The organism is Bifidobacterium scardovii JCM 12489 = DSM 13734, from assembly GCF_001042635.1.
Taxonomy (GTDB): Bacteria; Actinomycetota; Actinomycetes; order Actinomycetales; family Bifidobacteriaceae; genus Bifidobacterium; species Bifidobacterium scardovii.
In genome coordinates this window covers 2,896,405-2,920,567 of sequence record NZ_AP012331.1, presented here as the reverse complement: position 1 = coordinate 2,920,567, position 24,163 = coordinate 2,896,405, and the positions used below count along the sequence as shown (strand labels likewise).

General features: G+C 62.8%; 17 protein-coding genes. 12 read left to right on the top strand and 5 right to left on the bottom strand.

The genetic code is table 11. From position 1 onward, the window contains the following. Positions 1-91 precede the first annotated feature (91 nt). The 7 genes from BBSC_RS11820 to BBSC_RS11790 all read left to right on the top strand — a co-directional run bounded on the left by BBSC_RS11820 (position 92) and on the right by BBSC_RS11790 (position 8,090). A complete protein-coding gene (locus BBSC_RS11820; RefSeq protein ID WP_033518433.1) occupies positions 92-1,060 on the top strand; it encodes a family 43 glycosylhydrolase in 969 nt (322 codons plus the stop codon). An 85-nt stretch (positions 1,061-1,145) separates the two neighbouring features. Continuing rightward, a complete protein-coding gene (locus tag BBSC_RS11815; RefSeq protein ID WP_033520085.1) occupies positions 1,146-1,661 on the top strand; it encodes a helix-turn-helix domain-containing protein in 516 nt (171 codons plus the stop codon). Then, positions 1,661-2,515, top strand: coding sequence for an IS3 family transposase (locus BBSC_RS11810; RefSeq protein WP_081893131.1), 855 nt, complete (start codon positions 1,661-1,663; stop codon positions 2,513-2,515). Before BBSC_RS11815 ends, BBSC_RS11810 begins: the two co-directional genes overlap by 1 nt. A gap of 139 nt (positions 2,516-2,654) precedes the next feature. Beyond that, positions 2,655-3,611: a TatD family hydrolase gene (locus BBSC_RS11805; RefSeq protein WP_033519794.1), complete on the top strand. Its 957-nt coding sequence runs from the start codon at positions 2,655-2,657 to the stop codon at positions 3,609-3,611. Positions 3,612-3,895: 284 nt separating this feature from the next. Then, positions 3,896-6,406, top strand: a complete 2,511-nt coding sequence (locus BBSC_RS11800; RefSeq protein WP_046726266.1) for a KUP/HAK/KT family potassium transporter — start codon at positions 3,896-3,898, stop codon at positions 6,404-6,406. A 70-nt stretch (positions 6,407-6,476) separates the two neighbouring features. Further along, positions 6,477-7,346, top strand: a complete 870-nt coding sequence (locus tag BBSC_RS11795; protein WP_033519795.1) for a class II glutamine amidotransferase — start codon at positions 6,477-6,479, stop codon at positions 7,344-7,346. Positions 7,347-7,394: 48 nt separating this feature from the next. Continuing rightward, on the top strand, positions 7,395-8,090 hold the full coding sequence (locus BBSC_RS11790) for an HD domain-containing protein (protein WP_033519796.1): 696 nt from the start codon (positions 7,395-7,397) through the stop codon (positions 8,088-8,090). Positions 8,091-8,290: 200 nt separating this feature from the next. Here BBSC_RS11790 and BBSC_RS11785 read toward each other — a convergent pair whose 3' ends face one another. Both BBSC_RS11785 and BBSC_RS11780 read right to left on the bottom strand, forming a co-directional pair. Further along, positions 8,291-9,424 (bottom strand): ATP-binding cassette domain-containing protein, encoded by a 1,134-nt coding sequence (locus BBSC_RS11785; RefSeq protein ID WP_033519797.1) that lies wholly within the window; start codon positions 9,422-9,424, stop codon positions 8,291-8,293. Beyond that, entirely contained in the window at positions 9,421-10,761 is a 1,341-nt protein-coding gene (locus tag BBSC_RS11780; RefSeq protein WP_033519798.1) for an ABC transporter permease, read from the bottom strand. The genes BBSC_RS11785 and BBSC_RS11780 overlap by 4 nt, the downstream gene beginning before the upstream one ends. Positions 10,762-11,105: 344 nt before the next feature. Between BBSC_RS11780 and BBSC_RS11775 the strand changes: the two genes are divergently transcribed. The 4 genes from BBSC_RS11775 (at position 11,106) to BBSC_RS11755 (ending at position 19,695) form a co-directional block, all read left to right on the top strand. Next, positions 11,106-13,319, top strand: coding sequence for a DUF4012 domain-containing protein (locus BBSC_RS11775; protein ID WP_033519799.1), 2,214 nt, complete (start codon positions 11,106-11,108; stop codon positions 13,317-13,319). A gap of 691 nt (positions 13,320-14,010) precedes the next feature. Next, positions 14,011-15,021: a hypothetical protein gene (locus BBSC_RS11765; RefSeq protein WP_033519801.1), complete on the top strand. Its 1,011-nt coding sequence runs from the start codon at positions 14,011-14,013 to the stop codon at positions 15,019-15,021. A gap of 197 nt (positions 15,022-15,218) precedes the next feature. Further along, positions 15,219-17,729 carry a hypothetical protein gene (locus BBSC_RS11760; RefSeq protein ID WP_033519802.1) on the top strand — a complete coding sequence of 837 codons (2,511 nt, stop codon included), beginning with the start codon at positions 15,219-15,221 and terminating at the stop codon, positions 17,727-17,729. A 61-nt stretch (positions 17,730-17,790) separates the two neighbouring features. Beyond that, positions 17,791-19,695, top strand: a complete 1,905-nt coding sequence (locus BBSC_RS11755) for a glycoside hydrolase family 25 protein (protein ID WP_033519803.1) — start codon at positions 17,791-17,793, stop codon at positions 19,693-19,695. A gap of 128 nt (positions 19,696-19,823) precedes the next feature. Here BBSC_RS11755 and rfbA read toward each other — a convergent pair whose 3' ends face one another. From rfbA to rfbB, 3 genes are read right to left on the bottom strand one after another with little or no spacing between them, the layout of a single operon-like run. After that, positions 19,824-20,732 (bottom strand): glucose-1-phosphate thymidylyltransferase RfbA, encoded by a 909-nt coding sequence (rfbA, locus tag BBSC_RS11750; RefSeq protein ID WP_033519804.1) that lies wholly within the window; start codon positions 20,730-20,732, stop codon positions 19,824-19,826. After that, positions 20,729-22,150: a sugar nucleotide-binding protein gene (locus BBSC_RS11745; protein WP_033519805.1), complete on the bottom strand. Its 1,422-nt coding sequence runs from the start codon at positions 22,148-22,150 to the stop codon at positions 20,729-20,731. Before BBSC_RS11745 ends, rfbA begins: the two co-directional genes overlap by 4 nt. 60 nt (positions 22,151-22,210) lie before the next feature. After that, positions 22,211-23,227: a dTDP-glucose 4,6-dehydratase gene (gene rfbB, locus BBSC_RS11740; protein WP_034535399.1), complete on the bottom strand. Its 1,017-nt coding sequence runs from the start codon at positions 23,225-23,227 to the stop codon at positions 22,211-22,213. A gap of 98 nt (positions 23,228-23,325) precedes the next feature. Between rfbB and BBSC_RS11735 the strand changes: the two genes are divergently transcribed. Then, a complete protein-coding gene (locus BBSC_RS11735) occupies positions 23,326-24,162 on the top strand; it encodes an ABC transporter permease (RefSeq protein WP_033519469.1) in 837 nt (278 codons plus the stop codon). Position 24,163 lies beyond the last annotated feature (1 nt).

Here is a 24,163-nt window from a genome sequence, read left to right as displayed (position 1 = left end):
CGCCGATCCCACAATGTCCCCGTGCCGGCGGCAGGGCCCTCCTTCCCCCAACCCACCGACACGGGAACACCATACGAAAGTTGCATGCAATATGACTGCTGTTCTTACCAAACCGATCGTGCGCGCCGTGCCGCGCGAGCAGCTGCCGCACCGCGTCAACGACACGGCGCTCGCCACCAATCCGCTGCACCGCTATTGCGCCGATCCCAACCTCGCGATCTTCGACGGGCACTACTTCCTGTACTGCACCGACGATGGCGTGGATGAGTGGGGCACCACCGCGTTCAGCGTGTACGTCTCCGACGATCTGGCGTCGTGGAAGCGCTATCCGGCGCTCGATCTGCGCGACGTGCCGTGGTGGGACGGCTCCGATGGCGCGTGGGCTCCGACGATCGTGCGCCGCGCCGACGGCAGGTATGTGTTCTACTTCGTGGCCGGCTCCCAGATCGGCGCGGCCGTAGCCGATACGCCGTACGGCCCGTTCGTGCCCGAAGCCGAGCCGATCGTGCGCAAGGGCACCTTCGATTGCCACACGATCGATCCCGGCGTGTATGTGGAGGATGACGGCACGCGCTACTTCCTGTGGGGCAACCAGCGTGCATGGGTCGCGCCGTTCAGCGACGACTGCCTCTCGTTCGACGAGCAGGAGGCGTTCAGCTGGGTGCCGGGCGACTTCCGCGAGGCGATCTGGATCCACAAGCGCAACGGCATCTACTACGCGAGCTGGTCGGAGAACGACGCCCGCGACCCCGAGTACTGCGTCAAGTACGCGATGAGCGACTCCCTGCACGGCCCGTGGAGCGAGCCCCGCACCCTGGTCGAGCAGGATCCGGCGCACAAGCTGTACGGCACCGGGCACCACAACATCGTCAACATCCCCGGCACCGACGAATGGATCATCGCCTACCACCGCTTCGCCTACAACCCGGCCGGGCGCTGGTCCGGCGGCGACGGATGCCACCGCGAGACCGTGTTCGCGCCGCTCAACCACAACGCCGACGGCACACTCGAGCCTGTTCGCCCGCAGACCGGCTCCTACATCCGCCCGCTGAACTTCTGACGATATTCTGGCTCCCCTCATTGAACTGCACCCTGATTGTTGGACTGGAGTAATTCATGTTTGATGATTGGAGGTGTGGTTTTCTGTGTGTGCAGATCGCAGGCGTCGGTATGATGATGCTTTCAGGTGTTCGGTGGCCGCCCTGTTTGGTGAGGGGTTGGGTTACAAGGCCGCGGCGCGTCGGGTTGGCATGCCGGTGATGACCGCGAAGAAATGGTCGCTGGCGTATCGGGTCGGCGGACGGGAGGCGCTTATGGCGAAACGCGGGGGCAACAGGAGCTATGACTGGGACACGAAGGTCGCGGCCGCGCGCGATCACGTGGACCGGGGAGTGGCGAAGTCCGTGGTGATGGAGCGGTACGCGATCGCGTGCGTCACGACGTTGGAGGCCTGGTGTCGTGCGTACCGGGCCGGCGGGGCCGAGGCGCTCAGACCGGGACGCAGGGGCAGGCCCAGGGGATCGGGGCCGAGGCCGGAGCCGGATCCGACGCCCGAGGGGGCGTTGCGGGAGGAGAACGAGTTCTTGCGGGCGAGGGTCGCATACCTGGAAAAAGCATTGGCCCTGCCGGCCTCGAGATCACCAACCGGGAGAAAACGGTGATCGTTTCGGCGCTGGCGGGGCTTGGCCATCCGCTTCCGCTCCTGCTGAGGGCCGCGGGACTGGCGAGGAGCACGTACTACTACCACCGGTCCCATCCCGAGCGGGTCACCAGGCCCGACATCGAGCCGTTGGTCGATGAGGTGTTCCACCGCACGCCCAACGGGTGCGGGCACCGGCAGGTGCGCATGTGCCTCGTGAACGAGTTCGGCGTGACGGTGAGCTCCAAGAGCGTGCTCAAGGTCATGCGCCGCATGGGCCTGGAGTGCGTCATACGCCGGCCGAACCCCCACCGCGGGTACAGCTCCTATCGGGGCGAGGCGGGCGCGAAGCCGCCGAACCTGCTGGAACGCGACTTCGCGGCCGACGCCCCGTGGGTGAAGCTGGGCACGGACGTCACCGAGTTCAGGGTCGCCGGCGGCAAGGCGTACCTCGCGCCCGTGTACGACATGGGCTCGAAGGAGATCGTCGCCTGGGACGTGAGCCGTCATCCCGATCTGGCCCAGCAGAAGCGCATGCTGGCCATGCTCGAGACCCGTCTTCCCGAAGGCGTGTCCCCGATCCTGCACTCGGACATGGGCTGGCAGTACCAGCACTCCTGGTGGCGGGCCCGCCTGGAGGAACTGGGCATCCGCCAGTCGATGAGCCGCAAGGGCAACTGCCTGGACAACGCCGCGACCGAGCAGGTGTTCGGCCACCTCAAGGACGAGTTCTGCATCGGGCGCGAGTTCGCCTCCTTCGAGGAATTCAGGACCGGGCTGGACGCGTACATCGTCCACTGGAACACCAAACGACGCCAGGCGAGACTCGAGGGACGCACCCCGGAGGAATTCCGCAACACGTTCCCCACCGCTTGACCGGGTACCCTATAAATAAACCACGTCCAACAAATGGGGCACAGTTCACATAGAGGGGAGCCAGATCTCACTCGCATTGCGCCGCCCGGCCCTTTAGGGGGCCGGGCGGCGTTGCGTATGCGGCGATAGACTGGGGTGCATGAGCAAGCACCATCGCGACCGCAGCTGGCCGCCGGCACCCGAACCGTTGCCGGCGGACGCGCAGGTCATCGACAATCACACGCATGTGGCCTCCGTCGTGCCGTTTTCCCGCGCCATGAGCCACGAGGCCGCCATCAAGGGCCAACCCGACGTGCCCGTCTACAGCGTCGACGAACTGCTCGCGCAGGCGGCAGCGGTCGGCGTGAGCGGCATCATCGATTCCGGCTGCGAACTGCCGAACCTCATGACCGCCATCGACATGGCACGGGAGCACCCGGGGCAGGTGCACGCGGCCATCGCCATCCATCCCAACGAGGCCGTGCGCCACGGGCACCGTGCCGTGCCGGGGCCGGATGGGCTGCCGGTCAAATACCAGCCGTACCACGACACCAGCTTCGACGACGCCATGGCCGAGGTGGCCCGGCTCGCGCGCCGCTACCCCAAGCAGGTCGTGGCCATCGGCGAGACCGGCATGGACCTGTTCCGCACGGGGGACGCGGCCAAGGGCATCCAGCGCGAGGCGTTCCGCGAGCATATCGCGCTCGCCAAGGAACTGAACCTGCCCATGCAGATCCACGACCGCGACGCGCACGCCGAGGTCATCGACACGCTGCTCGCCGACGGCAGCCCCGAGCGCACCGTATTCCACAGCTATTCGGGGGACGCGGCCATGGCCGAGGTCGCGCGGGAGCACGGCTGGTACCTAAGCTTTTCCGGCACGGTGAGCTACAAGGGCAACGACGGCATCCGCGAGTCGGCACGCATCGTCGGGCTTGACCACATCATGGTGGAGACCGACGCCCCCTACCTGACGCCGATGCCCTACCGCGGGCGCACCAATGCGCCGTACACGATCCCCTACACGCTCACCGCGCTCGCCGACGTCTTCGATCTGCCGGTCGCCGAGGTCGCCCGCGCCACCCGACGTGTCACGCGCACGGTCTACGGGGTCTGACCGACGGGGGGTACGCGACGGGCGCAGTCGAGGGAGCGTCACGGGGCGCCGGCTGGACCTTCGCCGGCCATCGCGGCGTGCATCGGGGGTATGCGTGATGCATATAGACATTCCGTCGGGTACTGTCCATGCGTGTGTACCGCGTGTACGTGAAAAGTTGGCAAAAAATGATAAACGTGCTTATACTGACCTCTTGAGTTATGAAAAAGCCCGTCGAATCCCGGCGGGCTTCTTCGATGGCTGTGTGCACGAGCGGGGAGACTCCCCGCCGATGGAGGTACGCTATGGCCAGCAAGCCAGACGAAACTCTGTTGAAAGCCGACACGTTCACGAACGCGCCGAAGGTTTCCCGCAGAACACTGACCAAAGAGGAACGAGACGAACTGAACAAACGCCGCATGGCGGAGCAGAAGGAAGCGGAAAAGCTCGCCAAGACGGCATCTAAGGGACCGATCGGGCGCTGGTGGACCAAGCTCCAGTCCGGCCCGGACAAGATCACATTGGGCATGTCCATCGTGGCGCTCGGCGTCGTGTATGGCGACATCGGTACCTCGCCCCTGTACACCGCGCAGACCTTTCTCGCCGGGCAGGGCGGCCTCGCCAACGCCGACCGCGAAGCCGTGCTCGGCATGCTCTCGCTGGTATTCTGGTCGATCACGCTGATCACCACCGTCAAGTACGTGCTGATCGCCACGCGCATCGACAACAACGGCGAAGGCGGCATCTTCGCCCTGTATTCGCTGATCCGGCGGTACGGCGCCTGGCTGGCCATACCGGCCATGCTCGGCGGCGCGGCGTTCCTCGCCGACTCGGTGCTCACGCCGGCGGTGTCGATCAGCTCCGCAGTCGAAGGCCTGCGCTCGCTGCCCCCGCTGGAGCAGTTGTTCAAGACCAACCCCAACATGACGCTGATGATCACCGTGGTGATCATCGTGCTGCTGTTCGCCGTGCAGTCGCGCGGCACCGAGAGCATCGGCAAGGTGTTCGGTTCGGTGGTGCTGGTGTGGTTCACCTTCCTCGCCGTCGTCGGCCTGGTCAACCTGTCGAACGACTGGACCGTGTTCGAGGCGCTCAACCCCGTGTACGGCATCCGGTTCCTGTTCAGCCCGCACAACGCCGCCGGCGTGGCGCTTATGGGCACCGTGTTCCTGTCGACCACCGGCGCCGAGGCCCTGTACTCCGATATGGGCCACGTCGGGCGCGGCAACATCTACTTCACATGGCCGTTCATCAAGGTGGCGCTCGTGCTGTGCTACTTCGGCCAGGGCGCGTGGATGCTCAAGCACCAGAACGATCCGGCGCTCGCCGACGTGCAGAGCCTCAACCCGTTCTTCCAGATGATGACGCCGAACGTGCGCTACGTGGCCGTCATCCTGTCGGTCACGGCCGGCGTGATCGCCTCGCAGGCGCTGATCACCGGCGCGTTCACGATGGTGTCCGAGGCCACGCGCCTCAACTGGATGCCGCATCTGCAGGTGCGCTACCCGGCCCGCACGCGCGGCCAGCTGTACATCCCCGTCGTCAACGGCGTGCTGTGCGTCGCGACCCTCGCCGTGCTCGCGCTGTTCAAGGATTCCGAGCACATCTCCGCCGCGTACGGCCTGGCGCTGACCATCACGATGATCACCACGACCGTGTTGCTCGCCGTGCACATCTGGCACCACGGACACCGCTTTGGCGCGATCGTATTCACCGTCTTGTTCCTCGCCATCCAGATCATGTTCTTCGTGGCGTCCATGGCGAAGTTCCTGCACGGCGGCTGGTTCACCATGCTGCTCACGCTGGCCATCCTGTACGTGATGTACACGTGGAACGAGGGCACGAAAATCGAACGCTCGCAGCGCCGGCACATGAAGCCCGCGGACTTCCTGCCCGCGCTCGACCGCCTGCACGGCGACTTCCGCGTGCCCTATTTCGCCGACAATCTGGTGTACATGACGTCCGACGCGGAAATGCGCCGTCTCGACACCGACATCTTCTTCTCGATCTTCGCCGACCACCCCAAGCGCGCCCGCGCCTGGTGGGCCGTGTCGGTGCAGACCACCGACGACCCGTTCACCCGCGAGTATTCGGTGGAGGATTTCGGCACGAGCTACCTGTTCCGAGTGCGCATCAGACTCGGATTCAAGGTGTCGCAGTCCATCCCGGCGTACCTGCACCAGATCATGCACGATCTGAGCGAGTCGGGCGAGCTGCCCGCGCAGAAGTCGATCTACCCGAAGGTGGACGCCGACCCGGATATCGGCACGATCCGCTACGTGCTGATCCACAAGGACCTCATGCCCGAGTCGAAGGTGACCACCGGCGGCGCCATCGCGCTGCGCAGCAAGTACACGATCCGCCACGTCGCCGGTTCCCCGGTCAAGTGGTTCGGTCTGGCGCCGTACAATCCGGTGGTCGAGGTGCAGCCGCTGTTCATCACCACGCGCCGCCCGCCGAGACTCAAGCGCGTCACGCTGCGCCGGCCGATCAACGACCTGCGCATGGCGGAATCCGGCCGCCCCGACGAGAACGACGATTCGATCCGCATCGACAGGGCCGATCCGGCCGTCGCGCCCGGCCTGCCCGCCGGCAGGTCCGGCGCCGCCAAGCGGCTGCCGGCCGACGGCGAGACGACCGTCGTAATGCAGCGGGTCGCGGATGATCCGAACGGCGCCGGCAGGTCCGGCAAACCGGGCAAGGCGGCCGCCGGCAAATCCGGCAAACCGGGGCAGCCGGGCGCCGGCAAATCCGACGGATCGGCCGTATCCGGAAAGGTCTCCAAGCCGGGCAGATCCGATAAGCGGCAGTCCTGAACGGGCGCTATAAGGATTTTGTATATCCCGGCCCGCCAGTCGCGCTGCGTGTCCGGTACAGTAATCAACCATGTGCAGATTACTGGGATACGCAGCGGCCGGGGCCAATACGAGCCTGCAGGCCATTCTCGGCGAATCTGCGACACGCGAGTTTCTGGAGCTCAGCGAGATCCACAACGACGGTTGGGGAACTGCGTTGCTGTCCAAGCCGAGCGAGCGGCCGTACTCCCGTGACGGGGGCGCGCCCGCACCGGAAACCGGCGTAAAACTGTACAAGAGCACGGTCGCGGCACGCTTCGACTCGCTGTTCGGCGATTTCGCCTCCGACCCCGCGCGCGGCGCCCTGTGGCATCTACGACTGGCCAGCTCGAACCTGCCGCTGATCATGGAGAACCAGCAACCGTTCTTCGCGAACGGCCTGAGCTTCATCCACAACGGCGACATCTCCGACGACAACGGCGTGAACATTGTGCGCAACCGTTCGTACCCGGTCAATCAGGGCGCGTTCCTTTCCACCGGCGGGCGTTCCGATTCCGCGATCTTCTTTTCGGTGATCCTGGAGTACATCGCGTTCGGCTTCGCGCTCGACGAGGCCGTGGCTCAGGCCGTGCGCCAGCTGCGCCAGGCCTACCCGAAGTCCAGCTACAACTGCATGATTCAGAGCGAGGACCAGCTCATCGCGCTGTGCGCGGCCGGCCGCGAGAAGACCAGCCCGCGCATCGTCGAGATCTACGACGAGTACGGCAAGGGCGAGAAGGCGCACGACTACCGCGTGCTGCGCTACCGGTCGCTGCGCGACGAGGACGGGCAGCGTGCCGGCGTCGTGGTCGCCAGCTCCGGGTTCCTCCAGGATGAGGCCGATGGCTGGCGCGAGCTGCATAACGACGAGATGATCATCGCGTCCAACCGCACCGGCGAGTTCCGCGTGTGCTCCATCTGACCGGGCTCCCTGTCCGGTTCCCCGCATGCGGATGCCTACAATGGCGGTATGAGTGGGATTATTCCGTCATTGGAGCAGATCGACGAACTGCACAGGAAGATAGCGCCGTCCGAGGCGGCGTACGAGCTGATCCATACGCACTGCGTGATCGTGGCTACGATCGCATGCCAGCTGGTGCGGCGGCAGAACGCACTGTTCACCAGGCGCTGCCAGCCGGGGGATGCGGAAGACAGCGGCGGCGTGGTCGGCGGCACCGTGCCCCCGCGGCTGCTCGACGAGCATATGGCGATGATCGGCGGGCTGCTGCACGACATCGGCACCTATCGGGTGCTCAAGCATGATGGCTCGGACGGGGAACCGCTGAAATTCAGCGGCAAACGATACATTCTGCACGGCCTGCTCGGCTACGAGTACCTGCTGGACGAGGGCATCGACGAGTCCGTGGCGGAATTCGCGCGCAACCACACCGGCGTCGGGCTCACCCGGGCGCAGGTGGAGGCGCAGGGCCTGCCGTTGCCTCCGGCCGACTACGTGCCGGTGACCCTGGAGCAGGAGACCGTGATGGTGGCCGACAAATACCACAGCAAATCGGTGCCGCCGAAATTCGTCTCCGTGGACGCCTATACCGCCCGCGCGGCCCGATTCGGCGAGGAGAACCGCCGGCGCTGGCTGGAACTGGTGGAACGGTACGGCCGCCCCGACATCGCCGCGCTCGCCGAGCGCTACCACATGCGGATGATCTGAGCCGGCGTGGGGCGGACTGAGGCAACCACATGTCTGGCTCCCCTCGGGGAGGGGAGCTGGAGTGGGGCTGCTCCCGGGTTTTACACGGAAAATGGGCCCTACGCGTGTACAACCCGGTAGTCATCAGGTGAAATTCCCGGGTTTTACACGCGTAGGGCCCATTTTCCGTGTAAAACCCGGGAATAGGCGTCCGGTGTCAGCTAGCTCCGCAGGTCGAGGACGCTTTCGGCGACTTCGGCCACCTCGTCGTCGCCGGTGATGAGGATCACGCAGCGCTTGGGATCGGCGTGGGTGAGCGACAGCAGCGTGCGCATCACGGTGACGCTGTCGTCCATGTCCAAGCCGCCGGTTGGCTCGTCGGCGATGACGATCTCCGCCTCGCACGCCATCGCGCGCGCGATGGCCACCAGCCGCTGCTGCACCACGGGCAGCTTGCCGACCGGCGCGTTCGGCGTTTCGGTGTCGAAATGGACGTAATGCAGCAGCTCGCGGGCGATCACGGGCTTGGGCTTGAGGAAGGTGCGTCCGGAGGCGTCCATCGCATAGAGCACGTTCTTCTCGGCGCTCAGATCGTCGCGCAGGGCGTAGCGCTGCGGAATGATGCCGAGACGGTGCGCGCGCAGCTCGCCCGGCTCGATCTCCAGCACGTTCAGGCTCTTGTTCATCACCGCGCCGTCCGTGGGCCGCATCATGCCGGTCATCACGCTGAGCAGGGCCACGCGCTCGTCGTCGCTCTCCACGCGGATCGCGTAGGTGTGGCCGGCGTAGAACGAGGCGTCCACACGGTCGAGCGTGTTGTGCCCGGTCTTGGGATCGGTGAGCGTCACCTTCTTGAACGCGAGCGTCGGGTACGAGCGGAGCAGGACCTTGTCCTCGGTGCGGTTGAGTTCCTTGTCCAGGCGGGCCGACAGCCGCATCGCGGCCGGCTCGGCTGCTGCGCTTTCCACGGCTGGCTGCGCGGTCTTGGCGGCGGCCTTGGCGTTCAGCGCCAAGGTTTCGTTCACACGCGCCGCGTTGGCCGCTGCGGCCTCGTCGGATACGCTCTCCGGGGCTGCGGCCGGTTCCGCGGGCTCGTCGGCGGCCGCCGACGCGGTCTGCGCCCCGGCGTCATCGGCGGCGTCCGCACCATCGGCGGCGTCCACCTCCGTTGCGGCGGGAGCCTCGTCGTCGTCATCGTCGAACACGATGCTGAACCGGACCTCGTCGGCCACGTCGGAGGTCGCCCCTGCGGCGTCCTCCGCGCCGTCGGCGACTGCGTCAACCGTGCCGGCTGCGGTTTCCAGCGGTTCGTTATCGGTCATCTTCATGTCCTTGTCCATATCGTGCTCGCTCATGCCGTCGCCTCCGTGTTCCGATCGTTCTCACGCGCCTTGAACAGCGTGCCGGTGCCGAAGCATGCGGTGCGCAGCGCGGCGATGACCGCCAGCACCAGTATGGAGACCAGTCCGATCCATGCCACATGCCAGACCATCGCGCCGGTCACCGGCGTCGCATAGCCTCCGGCCAGCGCCGCGCCCAGCGGCTTGGCCGACAGACCGCCGGCCAGCAGACCGATCGCCAGGCCGACCAGCGTGGGGATGAACACCTCCAGCATGAACTGCCATCCGATCAGGCCGCGCGTCACGCCGCACACCAGCGCCGTGCCGATCTCGCCGGAGCGGCGGGCGACGCCAAGCAGCACGAACAGGAGCAGCAGCACGCCGCCTCCGGCGAGCAGCGCGACGGTCACGGTCCGCATCGTGGCGTTGAACTCGGTCAGCGGCGCGATCTTCTTCTCGTACTTGGTGATCGTCGGGGACGAGATCTCATAGCCCTTGGCGATCTTCTTGGCGGCCTTGGTCTTGAAGGTGTTGTAGTCCTTCATGCTCGAGAACTCGAAGACGTAGCTCAGGTCGGGGACCTCCCAGCCGCTGCCCTTTTCGTTGGTCAGGCCGGTGGTATACAGCGTGTTGTAGGCGACGTAGATCGCATTGTCGCGGTTGTCCTTGGCGAGCTTGGCGTCCGAGCCCTGGCCTGCGGCGGCCTCGTCGTTGTACTGGTAGATGCCGCGCACGGTGAGCTTCTGCGTCTTCGAGGCGTCGGTCGGGCTGGCCACGGTGATCTCGTCGCCGACCTTGAGGTTGTTCTTGTCGGCCAGTGCCTGGGAGATCAGGGCGCCCTTCGGGGCGTTGCCCGAATAGCTCAGGTGCTTGCCCTTGACCACGGTGTACGATCCGAGATCGTTGTCGCGCGCGGTCTGCACCGACGTGAACGCCTTGAGCGTGAATTCGCCGCCGGTCTTGTCCGCATCCTGGTCATCGGTGCCCGCGATGGCCTGGACCGAGCCGCTGGTCTGGCGCACTGGGATGGACATCGAGGCGTTCACGTTGGACAGCGTGATCGAGGCGCCCGTCACCACGGCGTAGTAGTCGTTGTAGTCGTTGGTGGACAGGTAGTTCTTGGTCCAATCCGGATCGGCGCCATCGCGCTTGGCCTGCTGCGCGGCGGTCATGCGCACGACGGCGCCCGGAGCCAGCGCATCCCGGTCGGTGGTGGTTGCGGTGGTGTTCGCCTGCCCGATCGACAGGCCGAACAACGATCCGAAAGCGACGACCGTGGTGACGATCAGCGTGAGCAATGTCCGCCACTTGTGGCGGATAAGCTGCGCCCAAGCGTTCTTGAGAACGAACATACAGCACTTCTCCAGTTCTCTGTCGGCCGCAGCACCCCATCGCGGGACGTACGACCGTGTATTTCAGCGTTGGCCGGGATGCCACCAGCGAGGCTGCTCACAGCGAAAGCATCCCGTGGCAACACTATGGCCGCGCTATGTGTATTTTTTCTTGCGCAATACTGTTATACCCCTTCAAGAAGTCTGAGAGGGAGCTGGGAGCATTTGCCGGGCGGCGCCGGTACTATCGCAGGTTTCGTGAAATATGGGCTAATTCCCCGTATCGGGCAGGGGCGTCGTAAGACCGGCGCGCTACTATCAAAGGTTGTACCGCAACTCCGGTGAGTCAAAAGATGAGGTAACGTATGCGTCCGATCGCGCCTAAGCATATTACCCACACGGGGCACGGCAATCTGTCGGAAGCCGTGACGCCCAAGCGCGTGGCGCTGTTCGTGCTGTCGCTGCTGGCCGGGGCGGCGCTGTCGGTGGTCGGTATCTACGGCATCTCCGCCCTGGTGATGCTCAGCAACGTAAGCCGTCTGGTCGATGCCAGCGAGAACCTGGCCAATACGGCGCTGGGCTGCGGCGGGGATAAGGACATCTCGTCGGCGGCCAAGGAACTGGTGTCGTCCACGCGCGGGCTGCGCGACGAACTGAACCGGCCGCAATGGACCTTCTTCCGCGACCATACCGCGTACGGCGCCGATATCGATGCGGCCCGCGCCATGCTCGACTCGGTCGGCAATCTGGTCGACGGCCCCTTCACGGATGCGGCGAATCTGGCCGGGAGCCTCTCCGGCTTCTCCATGCAGGACAAGACCGTGGATCTGAGCGCGCTGACCGCGATGCCGAAGATCGTGAAGCAGGCCCGCGCCGACATCAAGACGGAAACCGCCAAGCTGAACACCTTGCAGCAGCCGACGCTCGGCGTGACCTCCAAGCTGCTCAATGCAGGCAAGTCCGGTCTGGCATCGGTGGACACCCTGCTCGACGAGTACGACGAGCTGGTCAATCTCATTCCCCAGCTGCTCGGCGAGAACGGCGCGCGCACCTATCTCGCGGTGATCTACAACCCGGCGGAGCTGCGTTCGGGCGGCGGCATGGTCGGCAACATCGCCGCGATCACGGCCGATCACGGCAAGGTGACGATCGGCGATTTCACGGCGACGACCAACCTGAAGTACGCCGATCAGCCGTTCGACGACGAGAACGTGCAGGAGGCCGAGGTATTCGGCGAGTGGATCTGGAAGTACCCGCAGACCACCACGATGAACCCGAATTTCCGCAGGGCCGCGATCACGCTGGCCAACCTGTGGAAATCGCAGGAAGGCCATGAGAACGCGGACGTCTCCGGCGTGCTGGCCCTGGACCCGGTGTTCCTGCAGTCGCTCATCGGGGCGACCGGTTCCGTGAAGCTGTCCGACGGCAAGGTGCTGGACGGCACGAACACGGTCAAGTTCTTCCTGGACGAGCTGTACTCCCAGCATCCCGATTTCGAGGAACAGAACGCGTACACCAACAATGCGTCCAAGGAGATCATGACCAGCGTGTTCTCCGGCATGGATGGATCGTCGCTGTCCGGCGTGCTCAAGGCGATCCGCGATTCTTCGGCGGACAGCCATTTCAAGCTGTGGATGCAGCAGGACGAGGAGCTGGCCGCTCTGGTGCAGACGCGCATATTGGACGCCAACGTCGCCGGCCTGCTGCCCGGCGACGAGGCCACGCCGGTCAGCGGCGTGTACCTGAACGAGATGACCGCCAGCAAGCTGGACTGGTACCTGGACATGAAGGTGAAGATCACCAAGACCTGCGGCGACACCTTCGCGGGGAACCAGACGTATTTGGACGACAGCCTGCAGGCGCCGGCCATGTCGACGGTGCTCGGCGGCATCGCGGAGCAGGATCTTGGCGACGAGTACACGGTCGTGGTGACGCTGCACAACACGATGACCAAGCAGCAGGCCAAGGAGCTGCCGACCTTCGTCACGGGAAGCTCGGGATCGGGGTCGATGTGGCTGACCACGATACTGATGGCGCCGGCCGGCGGCGAAATTACCTCCATCGCCTATGACAACGCGTCGTACGATACGAACGGCATCGTCGCCGATCACCAGTTCGTGGTGCTCAATTCCGCCGATGGCTTGGCCCCGGAGTCCACGACCACGATCGCCTACACCGTGAGGGCCTCGGAAAAGGCCACCAGCAACCTGAGCGTCGCCACCACGCCGATCATTTCCCAGACCGGCACGTACACCGGCACCGGCGAAGTGATCGACGAGTGCGGAGGCAACGTGCCGGATGCGGCCGAGGACGCGCTGATCGGCACCGGCTCCGCCGGGGAGACCGGAAGCGACGGCATCGACGGAACCGGCACTGACGGCAACGGCACTGACGGCAACGGCACTGACGGCAACGGTTCGACGGATGCCAATGCCGGCGCGCAAGGCTCCACGTCCGAGGACAAGAATTCGACGAATACCTCCGGTTCCGGGGGCTCCGGCGGCGCGCTGGACTCCTTGGACAAGTTGAAGGGCCAGATCGAATGCCCCGTCGATTTCAAGAAGCTCGCCTCGCTGTAGCGGCTCCGGGTGGGCTCCCCTCTATGAGGGGAGCCGGCTGCGAAGCGGTCTGAGGGGAGCGTTACCGCGAACGTCTGAATAAAGCCGATTCGCATGTGCTCCCCTCTATGAGGGGAGCTGGAATTCATCAGCGAATTCATGACATGGGGCGCTGGCGATTTGTTTCGTACATAATGAAGTGGCATGCCCCCGCTGGCGGGGGCTGTCGGCGAAGCCGACTGGGGGGTGGCCGAAAGCCACTGCAGCATCAAGCATTCGACCACCCTCCGGCGCCACATCACATGCGATGTACACTTCGTGCACCGCTATGGATGGCTCACAGGGCTATCCATCCAGCGGAAGGACCAACCACTTAACCATTTGTGAGACAGAACACTAACGGCCCGTGCGCAGGGCCCCTGATTGCGCCCCGGATGCGAGTTGTCGGTGCGTGGGTGCGGAGACTCCATCGAAAACAGGGCATTGGAACGATAAAAACATGGTGTGCAACCGGTTGTGATACTGAGCCTCGCACCGACAACTCGAGGGTAGGCCACCAAGAGCCCTCCTGATGATGGCCGGTGCGGGGATATGGGCGAGTTATCCCGATCTTTCCACTTATCCACATTTCTGTACGAGGAGCTTTCGCCGGATTACGCGCCGCCGTATGGTGTGCCCATGAGCGGCACGCATGCGGATACGGAGGCGGATCATGAACGTTCAACGCGATAACATCCAACGCGATAACGTCCAACACGACAACGTCGATTATCCCCGGGAGCGTGATGCCGCGGCGGAACGCGGAGCCGGCCGGCGGCACGATGGCGCCGGGGACCACGCCGGATCCTTCTATCCCGGTGGCGGCCGGCCGCATAATATCAGCGAGGCCGCGCTGAACGAAGTCGCGCGGCGCATGGTCATGCGATGCGAATGGATACGGGCGGGTTCGGCGTCGCCGTTGGTGTTCAGCCATGTCACCGCGTTGGCGTTGATGGGCATCGAACTGCCGATGCAGCGGCGCTTCGGCATGGACGAGGCTCATGTCGTGGTGCCGTCCCGCAACGAGACGCATCGGCGCAAGGGCGTGAAATACCATGTGTGGCGAGGCCTTCTGGACACCGTGGCCATTGGCGGCACCGGCCTCGAATGCGCGTCGCCGTTGACGGCATGGGCGCAGATGTCCGATACGCTCAGTCTGGGCGAGCTGGTGGTGCTCGGGGATTCGATCATGCGTGGCGACCGGGGGATATACCGCTGCAACCGGTCGGATTTCGGCGACTTTCTGCTTACGGAGCTGCGCTTCCGCGGGAAGGCCAAGTGCCGGCGCGCCCTGCGGTTCATGGCCGAGGGTGTCGATTCGTCGTGGGAGACGCGGCTGCGGCTGGCGCTGCTGCAGCACGGTCTGCCGTTCCCGGAAGTGAACCATGCCGTGTATGACAGGCTTCTGGACCATGATCTGCGCATCGACCTGGCCTACCCGGAACACAAGGTCGCGCTGGAATACCAAGGTGATCACCATCGCACATCCCGGGCGCAGTACCGCTTCGATCAGACGAAGCGCCGTCACCTGCAGGACATGGGGTGGCGGGTCATCACCGTGACGAGCGACGATCTGCGCGATGACGCGTCGCGGCTGGATCTGTCGCGCAGCGTGGCCAGGAGCATGCGCGCGCGTATGCCTATGCGGCTGCGGCCGAAGTACCGCGCGCTGTGCGAGGCGTAACCGCGGCCTGACCCCGCGGGGTCGGCGAGGACGGGCGCCGGCCGGCTGCGGGCGGTTTTGACTGATGATCATGGGGAAAGAACGGCCGTGTCGGTGCTCGGCCGGCACATCCAGCCTGTACGCTGGGAGGTGCAGTGGATGCGCGAGATGCGATGACGCTCCGCGGACTCTGAGACGGATACGGAAGGGATGCGGATATGGCACAGGACAATGCGGCCGGTGAGCCGTCCGGCAAGCCGTTCATGGGATATTCGGTGGTATTCGACTATTTCTGGCGTGTACACCGGTCGGCGGTCGAAGAGGCCTTGGACGAATTCAACGAGGAGATCGGCTACGATGGCCGGCCGCTGACCGACGAGGACCACGAGCTGTTGGGATCGTTCGCGATGGAATGGTTCATCTTCGATCACCGTTTTCCCAACGGACAGACCTCGCTGGAGCGGTACCTGACCCTGCAGGGCAAATCGCTGAGCGGCAAGAAGCGCAAGGATCTCACCGACGCCGAGCGCTCGCAGTTCACCGGCTCGTTCTGGGTGGTCGGCGCCAGCGCCGCCGGCCACACGGTGATCTTGGAGGATGTCGCCACCGGCGAGCGGTACCGGATCAATGATCATCTGGCCAGCCAATCCCTGGACGGCAGCGAGGGCGGCTTGCTGTCCGTCCGCTTGGCGTGCATACGCGGGCAGTGGTATTTCCCGGGCAACCCGATCGGGCTCCGCCCGGTCAAACCGACCGAGCGGATGAAAGCGATGATGCGCGACCTGCATAACGACAATCCGATGACCTTCGCGGACTATGTGTCGATCGAGATGGGATTCGCCACCGCGGACGATGCCGCCGCGCAGGGAGCCGCAGGGGACGATGAAGGACCGTCCCCGTATGAGATCATGCGGTCGTACCGCGGGATGAGCCCTGACGAGCGGGCCGAGGAACTCGACCATATGCGACGGGAATACGAGGATCTGCGGGAACGGTATGAGCTGCCATATTCGTGGGATGGCCTGCGCTCGCTGATCGATCATGAAGGCGAGGATGCCGGGGATCCCCGTCCGGACGGGGGCGATGGGGGCCGCAACGCCGCCACCAACGTACTGGATATCCTGAGCATGGTGATGCCGGAGGGAATGGGGATGAGTTCCCCGTTCGGGGGCGCGGCCGACACGGATGGGACCGCGGGCAGGGCGATGCCGATGGACATGCCTGACATGCAGCGGCTGGTCAATCTGTTCATGAGGGCGTGGAATCTGTTGCCGCACCAGTCGCTGCACGGCAAGGCCCCGATCGAGGTTGACCCGGGCGATGCCCATGACGGGTTGTTCGACGAAGAACGGCTGTATGACGACGAGCCGATCGACCGGAACGCGGGTCGTCCCGGTGCCAAGAGGAACGGCTTTGAAGGCGCTGCGTCGGATGATGATGGCTATGTCGACGATTCCGTCGATGACTATGGCAGGGGAAGCATCGCCTATTCGAATAAGGACCATCCGGAGTATCTGAAGAATCCGGTGCAATGGTGGCACGAGCCTCAGATGCCGGCCGACCCCGGTGCGGATGGCAAGGACGGCGCGGGGAATCCCGATGATGCGGCCGGCGCCGCTCATCCCGGCAACGACGATCGCTGGCCGGTGCGGTGCGGGGCGATCCTCAATCACTACAGCGAGATGCGGGGGATCGGCGCGCTGATGCCCGCGTATGAGTCCTTCGATATGGCGGTCGGCGCGGATGACCCGGAAAGCCGTGTCGATATGGAGTCGGACGCCTATGTGTATGCCGGCGAGGAATGGATCGCCTTCTCGTGGACTCCGGAACGGTCCGAATCGTGGGGCGAGGGCGATCCGCTGCCCCTTGACGATGATTCCGCTCCGAAGGAGGCATTCGATGATGCCGTGAACAGCCTGACGCCGATCGAATTCTTTGTGGACAACCCTCCCGAGGGTGCGGATCCGGCATTGGTGGAACGGTACCGGCAGGTCGCAGCCTCGCAGCTCGTGTCCTTGTTCTGGGTGCGCGGCGTGGTGCCGGACAAGCGCCGGGTGACCGTGGAGGACGTGCAGAACGGTACGCTGTACACGCTGACGGATGAACGGCTGAGCGCATTCCTGGCGCCGACCGGATCCAACGTCGGCCTGTTGGGCATGCGCATCGCGAAGGTGAATGGCCAGTGGATGATGCCGACGGAGCCGGCGCTGAGCCTGCCGATCGCCGTCGATGACGGCTGGCGCCAGCTGACGCGGTCGGTTTTCGACCGGTGGCGCGACGAGCTGGCGAATATGTGGGATTTCGAGGCGCTGCTGTGCGAGCAGCTCGACGACATCACCGACGACCGCACGCTCAAGCAGTACTACCGCATGCCGTTCACGGCCAGTAAGATCGCGGCGGCGACCGGCGCCGAACGCGAGCGTCTGGAAGCGATGGCTGATCGGGCGGACACGATCCGCGACCAGTATCTCGCCGCGCGGATGCTGACTGACGTATTGGTGACGTGGGAGGATATGGCGGTGGCGATCTGGCGCTCGCCGATCCGTCAGTCGGCGGACGATCTGTTTGAAGAGCTGTTCGACACGATGGCCAACGCGCACATTCTGGATATACCGCCCGCCCGTGCGAAGCTGCACGAGGTGTTCGTCGCCGCGTGGCGGGCGCTGCCGCACCGCGCCTTCGGCAACCAGACTCCGGCCGAGGCCGGCATGGGTGAGTCTTTCGGGTAGGCTGGGCATCAGCGTGTTGTTGCCGGCGTGCATCGTCGGCGTAAGGGGATTGAGGTATCTGATGCCAGTACCGTTCAAAAGTCTGATCGCCGGTATCGTATCGGTGGCCGTGACCGGGCTGTTGACCGCGGCGCCGGCGATAGCGTTGACTGACGCCACCGTCGATACGGGTACCGCCACGATGTCCGCCGGCCGGCGTGATCGATCAGGCGTTGTTCAGCTCGCCGATCAGACAGCGGCCTCCGACGATGCGATGCCGGAGAATCCTGAGGCCAAGCTGCCCTCACAGGTAAGCGAGGCAATCGGCGACGACGCGACTGTGGTCGCACAACGCCTCGCGGTATCCGTCGATGGCGAAATCAAGGATATCGAGACCGGCGCGTCGGTAACGGATCCCTCGCTTGTCGGTACCGTTGACACGCCGGCCGATCCATTGACCAAGACCGATGGCCAGTCGTTCATTCCGGTCGAGGCGGCGGCAGTGAAGGATGCAGTCGCCGCAAACGGTGGTGACGTGAACGCAAAACCGCAGGATACGGAGATGCCGGACGCACAGGCACAGGAGGAGCGGTCTCAGGATGCGGTGGACGAGTCGGTAGGCGGTTCGGGGCAAGCGGGAAGTCCATTGGATGGCGACAGCGCCGGCGAAGGAGTGGCTGGGGCTCTCGACCACGCTGCCGTATCTGGTTCGGCCAGCCAGTCGGCGTATCGTGAGTCAGCGAACCCGATCGTGCGTGTCGTGGCTCTGCAGAACAAGAACGGTGCTTATTGGGGCACCTACAACGGCACACCTGCATTCTTTCAAGGTAATGGCCACCTGTTCGCCCAGCAGGCGCGCGGTGTAATCGACGTTTCGGAACATAATGGCGATGTCGACTGGAAGTTGGTCAAGGACTCCGGAGTGGAGGGAGCGATCATCCGTCTTGGCTACGGTGTCGACAACGTGGACAAGAAGGCCCGACGCAACATCAACGAATGCAGGCGTTTGGGGATACCCTTTGGCATCTATTGGTATTCGTATGCGTACGATGCGAGCTATGCGGCCGAGGAAGGAGATAGTCTGTCCGGGACGATGCGTGACCTCGGTGTGAGCAATGGCGATCTGGCGTATCCGGCCTATTACGATCTGGAACGGTGGACATGGGCCGGGCATAAGCCGCCAACCAGCCCGAATGTGTACGAGGGCATCGTCAACAACTGGTACTCGCGTATGAAGGCCAACGGATACACCAATCTCAGCGTGTACTCGTATACGGACTATCTCAACGGCCCGCTCGATTCGGCGAGCATCCATGTGAAGGTCAGCTGGATCGCCCAGTATAACGACCGTATGACTTTCGAGAACCTATCGTCCAATTTCCGCGGGTGGCAGTACAGCTCGCAGGGCTCCGTCAAGGGCATTCCGGGACGTGTGGATCTGAACGCGTTCGGGTATGGGGAATATGAGGCCACCATACAGATGACATGGGTTGTCAGGGAGGAAGATGTGGCAATTGGCGCCGCAGTAGGCTATTTTTCGGACAACTTGGAATATAAGTGGCAATCATACGATCTCAGCGCGAAGAAATGGAAGAAGATCACTGACTGGAACGGTTCGAATTGGGCCAGTTGGCGGGACAACAAAGGCGACTATTGGCTTCACCTTGAGGTTCGTGATTCATTGACCAAAGCGTTGGTCGGATCCTCGACCATCGCGTTTGCATACCATCCCGGGACCACCCGGAATACGGGGACATATTCCGGGTGGGAAGGGAATCGCGTTTTGCTGGGAGAATCCTCCAACAATCCTCACGCCAGGTACGAGATGAAAATATATGACGTTTCCCGGAAACGCTGGGTCAAGGGATTCAAGGGGCAATGGGCCTACTGGGCGCCGCAAAAGGGTATTTACTGGACCCACTATGAAGTGTATACATCGGACAATCGATTGGCGGATACCAAGACATATGCGTTTGGTGTGAGCTGAATTTGCATTCGGCTGCGCAGTCGCGGCGATGCATAGGCGATGCATACAGTAGCCGTGTGCAGTGGGTTTCACCGCACACGGCTACTGTATGCAAAAGCCAGCACTATGCTGGAACAGCGGACAAGAGATCAGCCAATGGCCTGAGGATCATCTGAGGGGCGGCTGATGATCTTGTTCTCCGCCACGCTGAGCAGGTGCTTCCCATACGGGGATTTGCCGTATTTGGTTGCAGCGCTCAGCAATTCGTCCCGTGTGATCCACCCGTTTTCGAATGCGATTTCTTCGGCGACCGCAATCGGTAGCCCCTGCGCGCGCTGAACGGTTCTTACGAATTCGCCAGCCTCATAAAGGCTGTCCATGGTTCCCGTGTCAAGCCACGCGTAACCGCGTCCCAGTGTTTGCACGGTGAGCGACCCATCATCAAGATACATCTGATTCAGATCAGTGATCTCAAGTTCCCCTCGCGCTGAAGGCCTGACCCGTTTCGCGAACTCTGTGACGCGCTCATCATAGAAGTACAGCCCGGTCACCGCATAGTTGCTTGCGGGATGAGCCGGTTTCTCTACGATTGAGACGGCCTTGTGGTTGCTGTCAAACTCCACCACGCCGTACCGTTCCGGATCGTCCACATAGTATCCGAACACCGTAGCGCCATGTTTGACGGCAACCGCGCGGCGGAGCACCTTGCCAAGTCCGTTGCCATAGAAGATATTGTCACCGAGAACGAGGGCGCATGCCTCTCCGTCGATAAAATCCTCGCCGATAATGAACGCTTGCGCCAGACCATCGGGGCTTGGCTGTACTTTGTAGCTGAAGTTCACGCCATACTGCGACCCGTCGCCAAGCAATTTCTCGAAATTCGGAAGGTCCTTAGGCGTCGAGATGATGAGGATGTCACGGATCCCCGCCATCATCAACACGCTCAAAGGATAGTAGATCATCGGTTTGTCGTATACCGGCAGCAACTGTTTGGACGTGACCGTGGTAAGCGGGTACAGCCGTGTCCCGGATCCCCCGGCTAGTATGATTCCCTTCACTTATCAAGCTCCTTTGCGAGATAGGTTTTCAGTGATTCCTCCCAATCGGCCGGCCGATATCCGGTCGACTCGAGCTTGGATAGATCGAGAGAGCAATTCCTGGGGCGGAGCGCCGCATGATGCTCCCGGGCATACTCTTCGACGGAGTTGGCGACAATACGATCGGGATCGGCTTGCGCCGCCGTGAAAACAAGCTTCGCGATATCGTACCAGCTGGCTACACGGCCGGATCCGGTCATGTTATACGTGCCGTAAGGGGCGCTCGTGTTCAGCAGATGAAAAATGGCGCCGGCCATATCTCCGGTGAAGGTCAGACGGCCAAACTGGTCGGAGGGCGCTTCGGCCGTCTGATCGGTTTGTGCCAGGCTCAGCATGCGCGTCACAAAATTACGGCCTTCTCCGATGACCCAGCTCGAACGAAGCAGATAGTGTTGCGGCACGTTCTCGACGAGGGCGTCGCCTGCCGCCTTCGTTTGCCCATACACGCCCAGAGGAGCGAATTCCTCATTCTCCGTATGCATTGCCTTGATGCCGTCAAACACATAATCACTGGAGATATGAACGAGTGTTATCTTGTGATCAGTGGCTACTTTGGCCAGGTTCCTCACGCCTTGAACGTTGGTCTTCCACGCCTGCTTGCGTCCCGATGGCGTTTCCGCCGCGTCCACCGCGGTGAAGGCCGCGGCATTGATAATGGTTCCGTACAAATCCCAATCGATTTGCGCATATGCGTCGGCGCCGGCGATGTCGAAGGTATCCGTGTCATGGTATTCGAAACCGTGCAAGGAGTGCTCTTCTGCATACTGGCGAACGGCCCGGCCGAGCTTGCCGTTGCTTCCAAAGACCATGGTGCGTTTCGGCTCCATCGGTTTGGCGTCCTTGAGCATCGGATGGTGAAGATCCGCTTCGGACCGTTCCGATTCTTCCAGCGGAATCGGCCATTGGATTCCGAGCTCGGGGTCGGCCAGATTCACGAAGGTATAAGTCTTCTTCTGTTCCAGACTCCAATGCGCATTGACCAGATAGGTGTATGCGGTACCATCTTCCAATGCCTGGAAGCTGTTGCCCACGCCACGAGGCACATAGATCGCGCGAGACGGATCCAGACGGGTCGTGTACACCTGCCCGAAACTTTCCCCGGGACGCAGATCGACCCATGCGCCGAAAACGGAGCCGGTGGCGATAGAGATGTACTTATCCCATGGCTCGGCATGGATGCCTCGCGTGACGCCCTTCTTCGCGTTGAATGATATGTTGTTCTGCACCGGGCCAAAGTCCGGCAACCCCAGGGCGGTCATCTTGGCCCGCTGCCAGTTCTCCTTGAACCAGCCGCGGTTGTCTCCGTGCACTGGCAGATCGAACACCATCAAACCGGGAATATTGGTATGGGTGACGTTCAGTTCCTTCTCGAAATCCACGGTAAGCTCCTTGTCGCTTCGAATCTCACAACCGGGCGGGATGGTCCTTCAGCCCCGCGCTCATTGTCCTTGTCGCTTGTATCGTGCTTCGGTTGCGGCCTTGGCGGGTTCCCACCACGCGCGGTTCTCGGTGTACCAGGCGATGGTCTTCTCCAAACCCTTCTGGAAATCAGTGTGCGTAGGACGCCATCCCAGTTCGGTCCGCAGCTTGGTCGAATCGATCGCGTAGCGGCGGTCATGTCCCGGACGGTCCTTGACATGGTCGAAGTCATCGGGATCCCGGCCCATCACCGTCAGGATGTCGCGCAATACGGTGATGTTGTTGCGTTCCCCGTTCGCGCCGATCAGATAGGTCTCGCCGAGACGGCCCTTCGTCAGGATCGTCCACACCGCGGAGCTGTGATCCTCCGTATGGATCCAGTCGCGCACGTTCAGTCCGTCGCCGTACAGCTTCGGCCGGATCCCTTCGAGGATGTTCGTGATCTGCCGGGGGATGAACTTCTCCACATGCTGGTACGGGCCGTAATTGTTGCTGCAGTTCGAGATGGTCATGCGCACCCCGAAGGTGCGGTGCCATGCGCGCACCAGCAGGTCCGAGCTCGCCTTCGTCGACGAATACGGGCTCGACGGATGGTACGGGGTCTCCTCGGTGAACTTCGCCGGATCGTCCAGCGCCAGATCGCCGTACACCTCGTCGGTGGAAACGTGGTGGTAGCGCACGTCGTACTTGCGCGCGGCCTCCAGCAGGCGGAACGTGCCCTCCACGTTCGTCTTCAGGAACGGTTCGGGGTTCGCTATGGAATTGTCGTTGTGGGATTCGGCCGCGTAGTGCACGATCGCGTCGTGGCCGGGCACCAGCTTGTCGAGCAGCTCCGCATCGCAGATGTTGCCGTGCACGAACTCGACACGATCCCCGAGAATGCCCCTGATGTTCTCGAGATTGCCCGCATACGTCAGGGCGTCCAGCACGGTGACATGCACGTCGGGATGATTGTTGTACACGTAGTGCACGAAATTCGAACCGATAAAGCCGCAGCCACCGGTCACAATAATATTCTTCGGAGCGAATTCAGTCATAGTGTATATAGTAGCTGTCACTGAGTACCGCGCCGACATGGGTAGCGGTGCGGATGGGAAGCGGGCGCATACACCGTGTTTGTTAGAATTGAGTGCTTATGAAAGAACTAATGCGGCGGACGAAAGACAAGTACCGCTATTCGCTGATTGTGTTTCGCGAATTGGTGAAAACCGATTTTCAGCTGCGGTATCAGGGATCCTTCCTGGGAATGGCTTGGTCCGTGCTGAGACCGCTGATGCTGTTTGCTGTCATGTATGTGGTTTTTGTGCGATTCTTGAAGTTCTCCGATGGAACCCCGACTTTCCCCATTTCGTTGCTGTGCGGCACATGCCTGTGGTCGTTTTTCACGGAGGCCACGACTGTGGGCATGAGAGGCATAGTCGACCGTGGAGACCTGCTGCGCAAGGTGCATTTTCCGAATTACATTATCGTCGCGTCCAACACCATGGGATCGATGATCTCGCTGGGCATCAATCTGGTGGTGGTCATCTGCTTTGGATTCTTTGCCAATGCCCACTACACGTGGCGCATTATATTGGTGCCGCTCAGCATTCTTCAGCTGTATCTCCTGGCACTGGGCATCGCTTTGCTGCTGAGCACGCTATATGTATATTTTCGGGATATCGTCCATATTTGGGACGTCGTCATGCAGGCAGCCTTCTATGCCACCCCCATTATTTACCCGATTAGCATGATCTCCGAGCGTGCTCCTGATTTTGCCTGGGCGTCTAAACTGCTTATGCTCAATCCGAGCACGCAGGCCATCATGGATATCCGTCATAATCTGCTGTCTCCGGAATATATACCTACGGTGTGGTCTTTCGTCGGCCATCCATGGCTGTGCTTGGTGCCGTATATTCTGACAGTTGTTATTTTGATCTTGGGCGTGTGCGTGTTCCGCAAGCATTGCGCCAAGTTTGCGGAGGTGCTGTGAT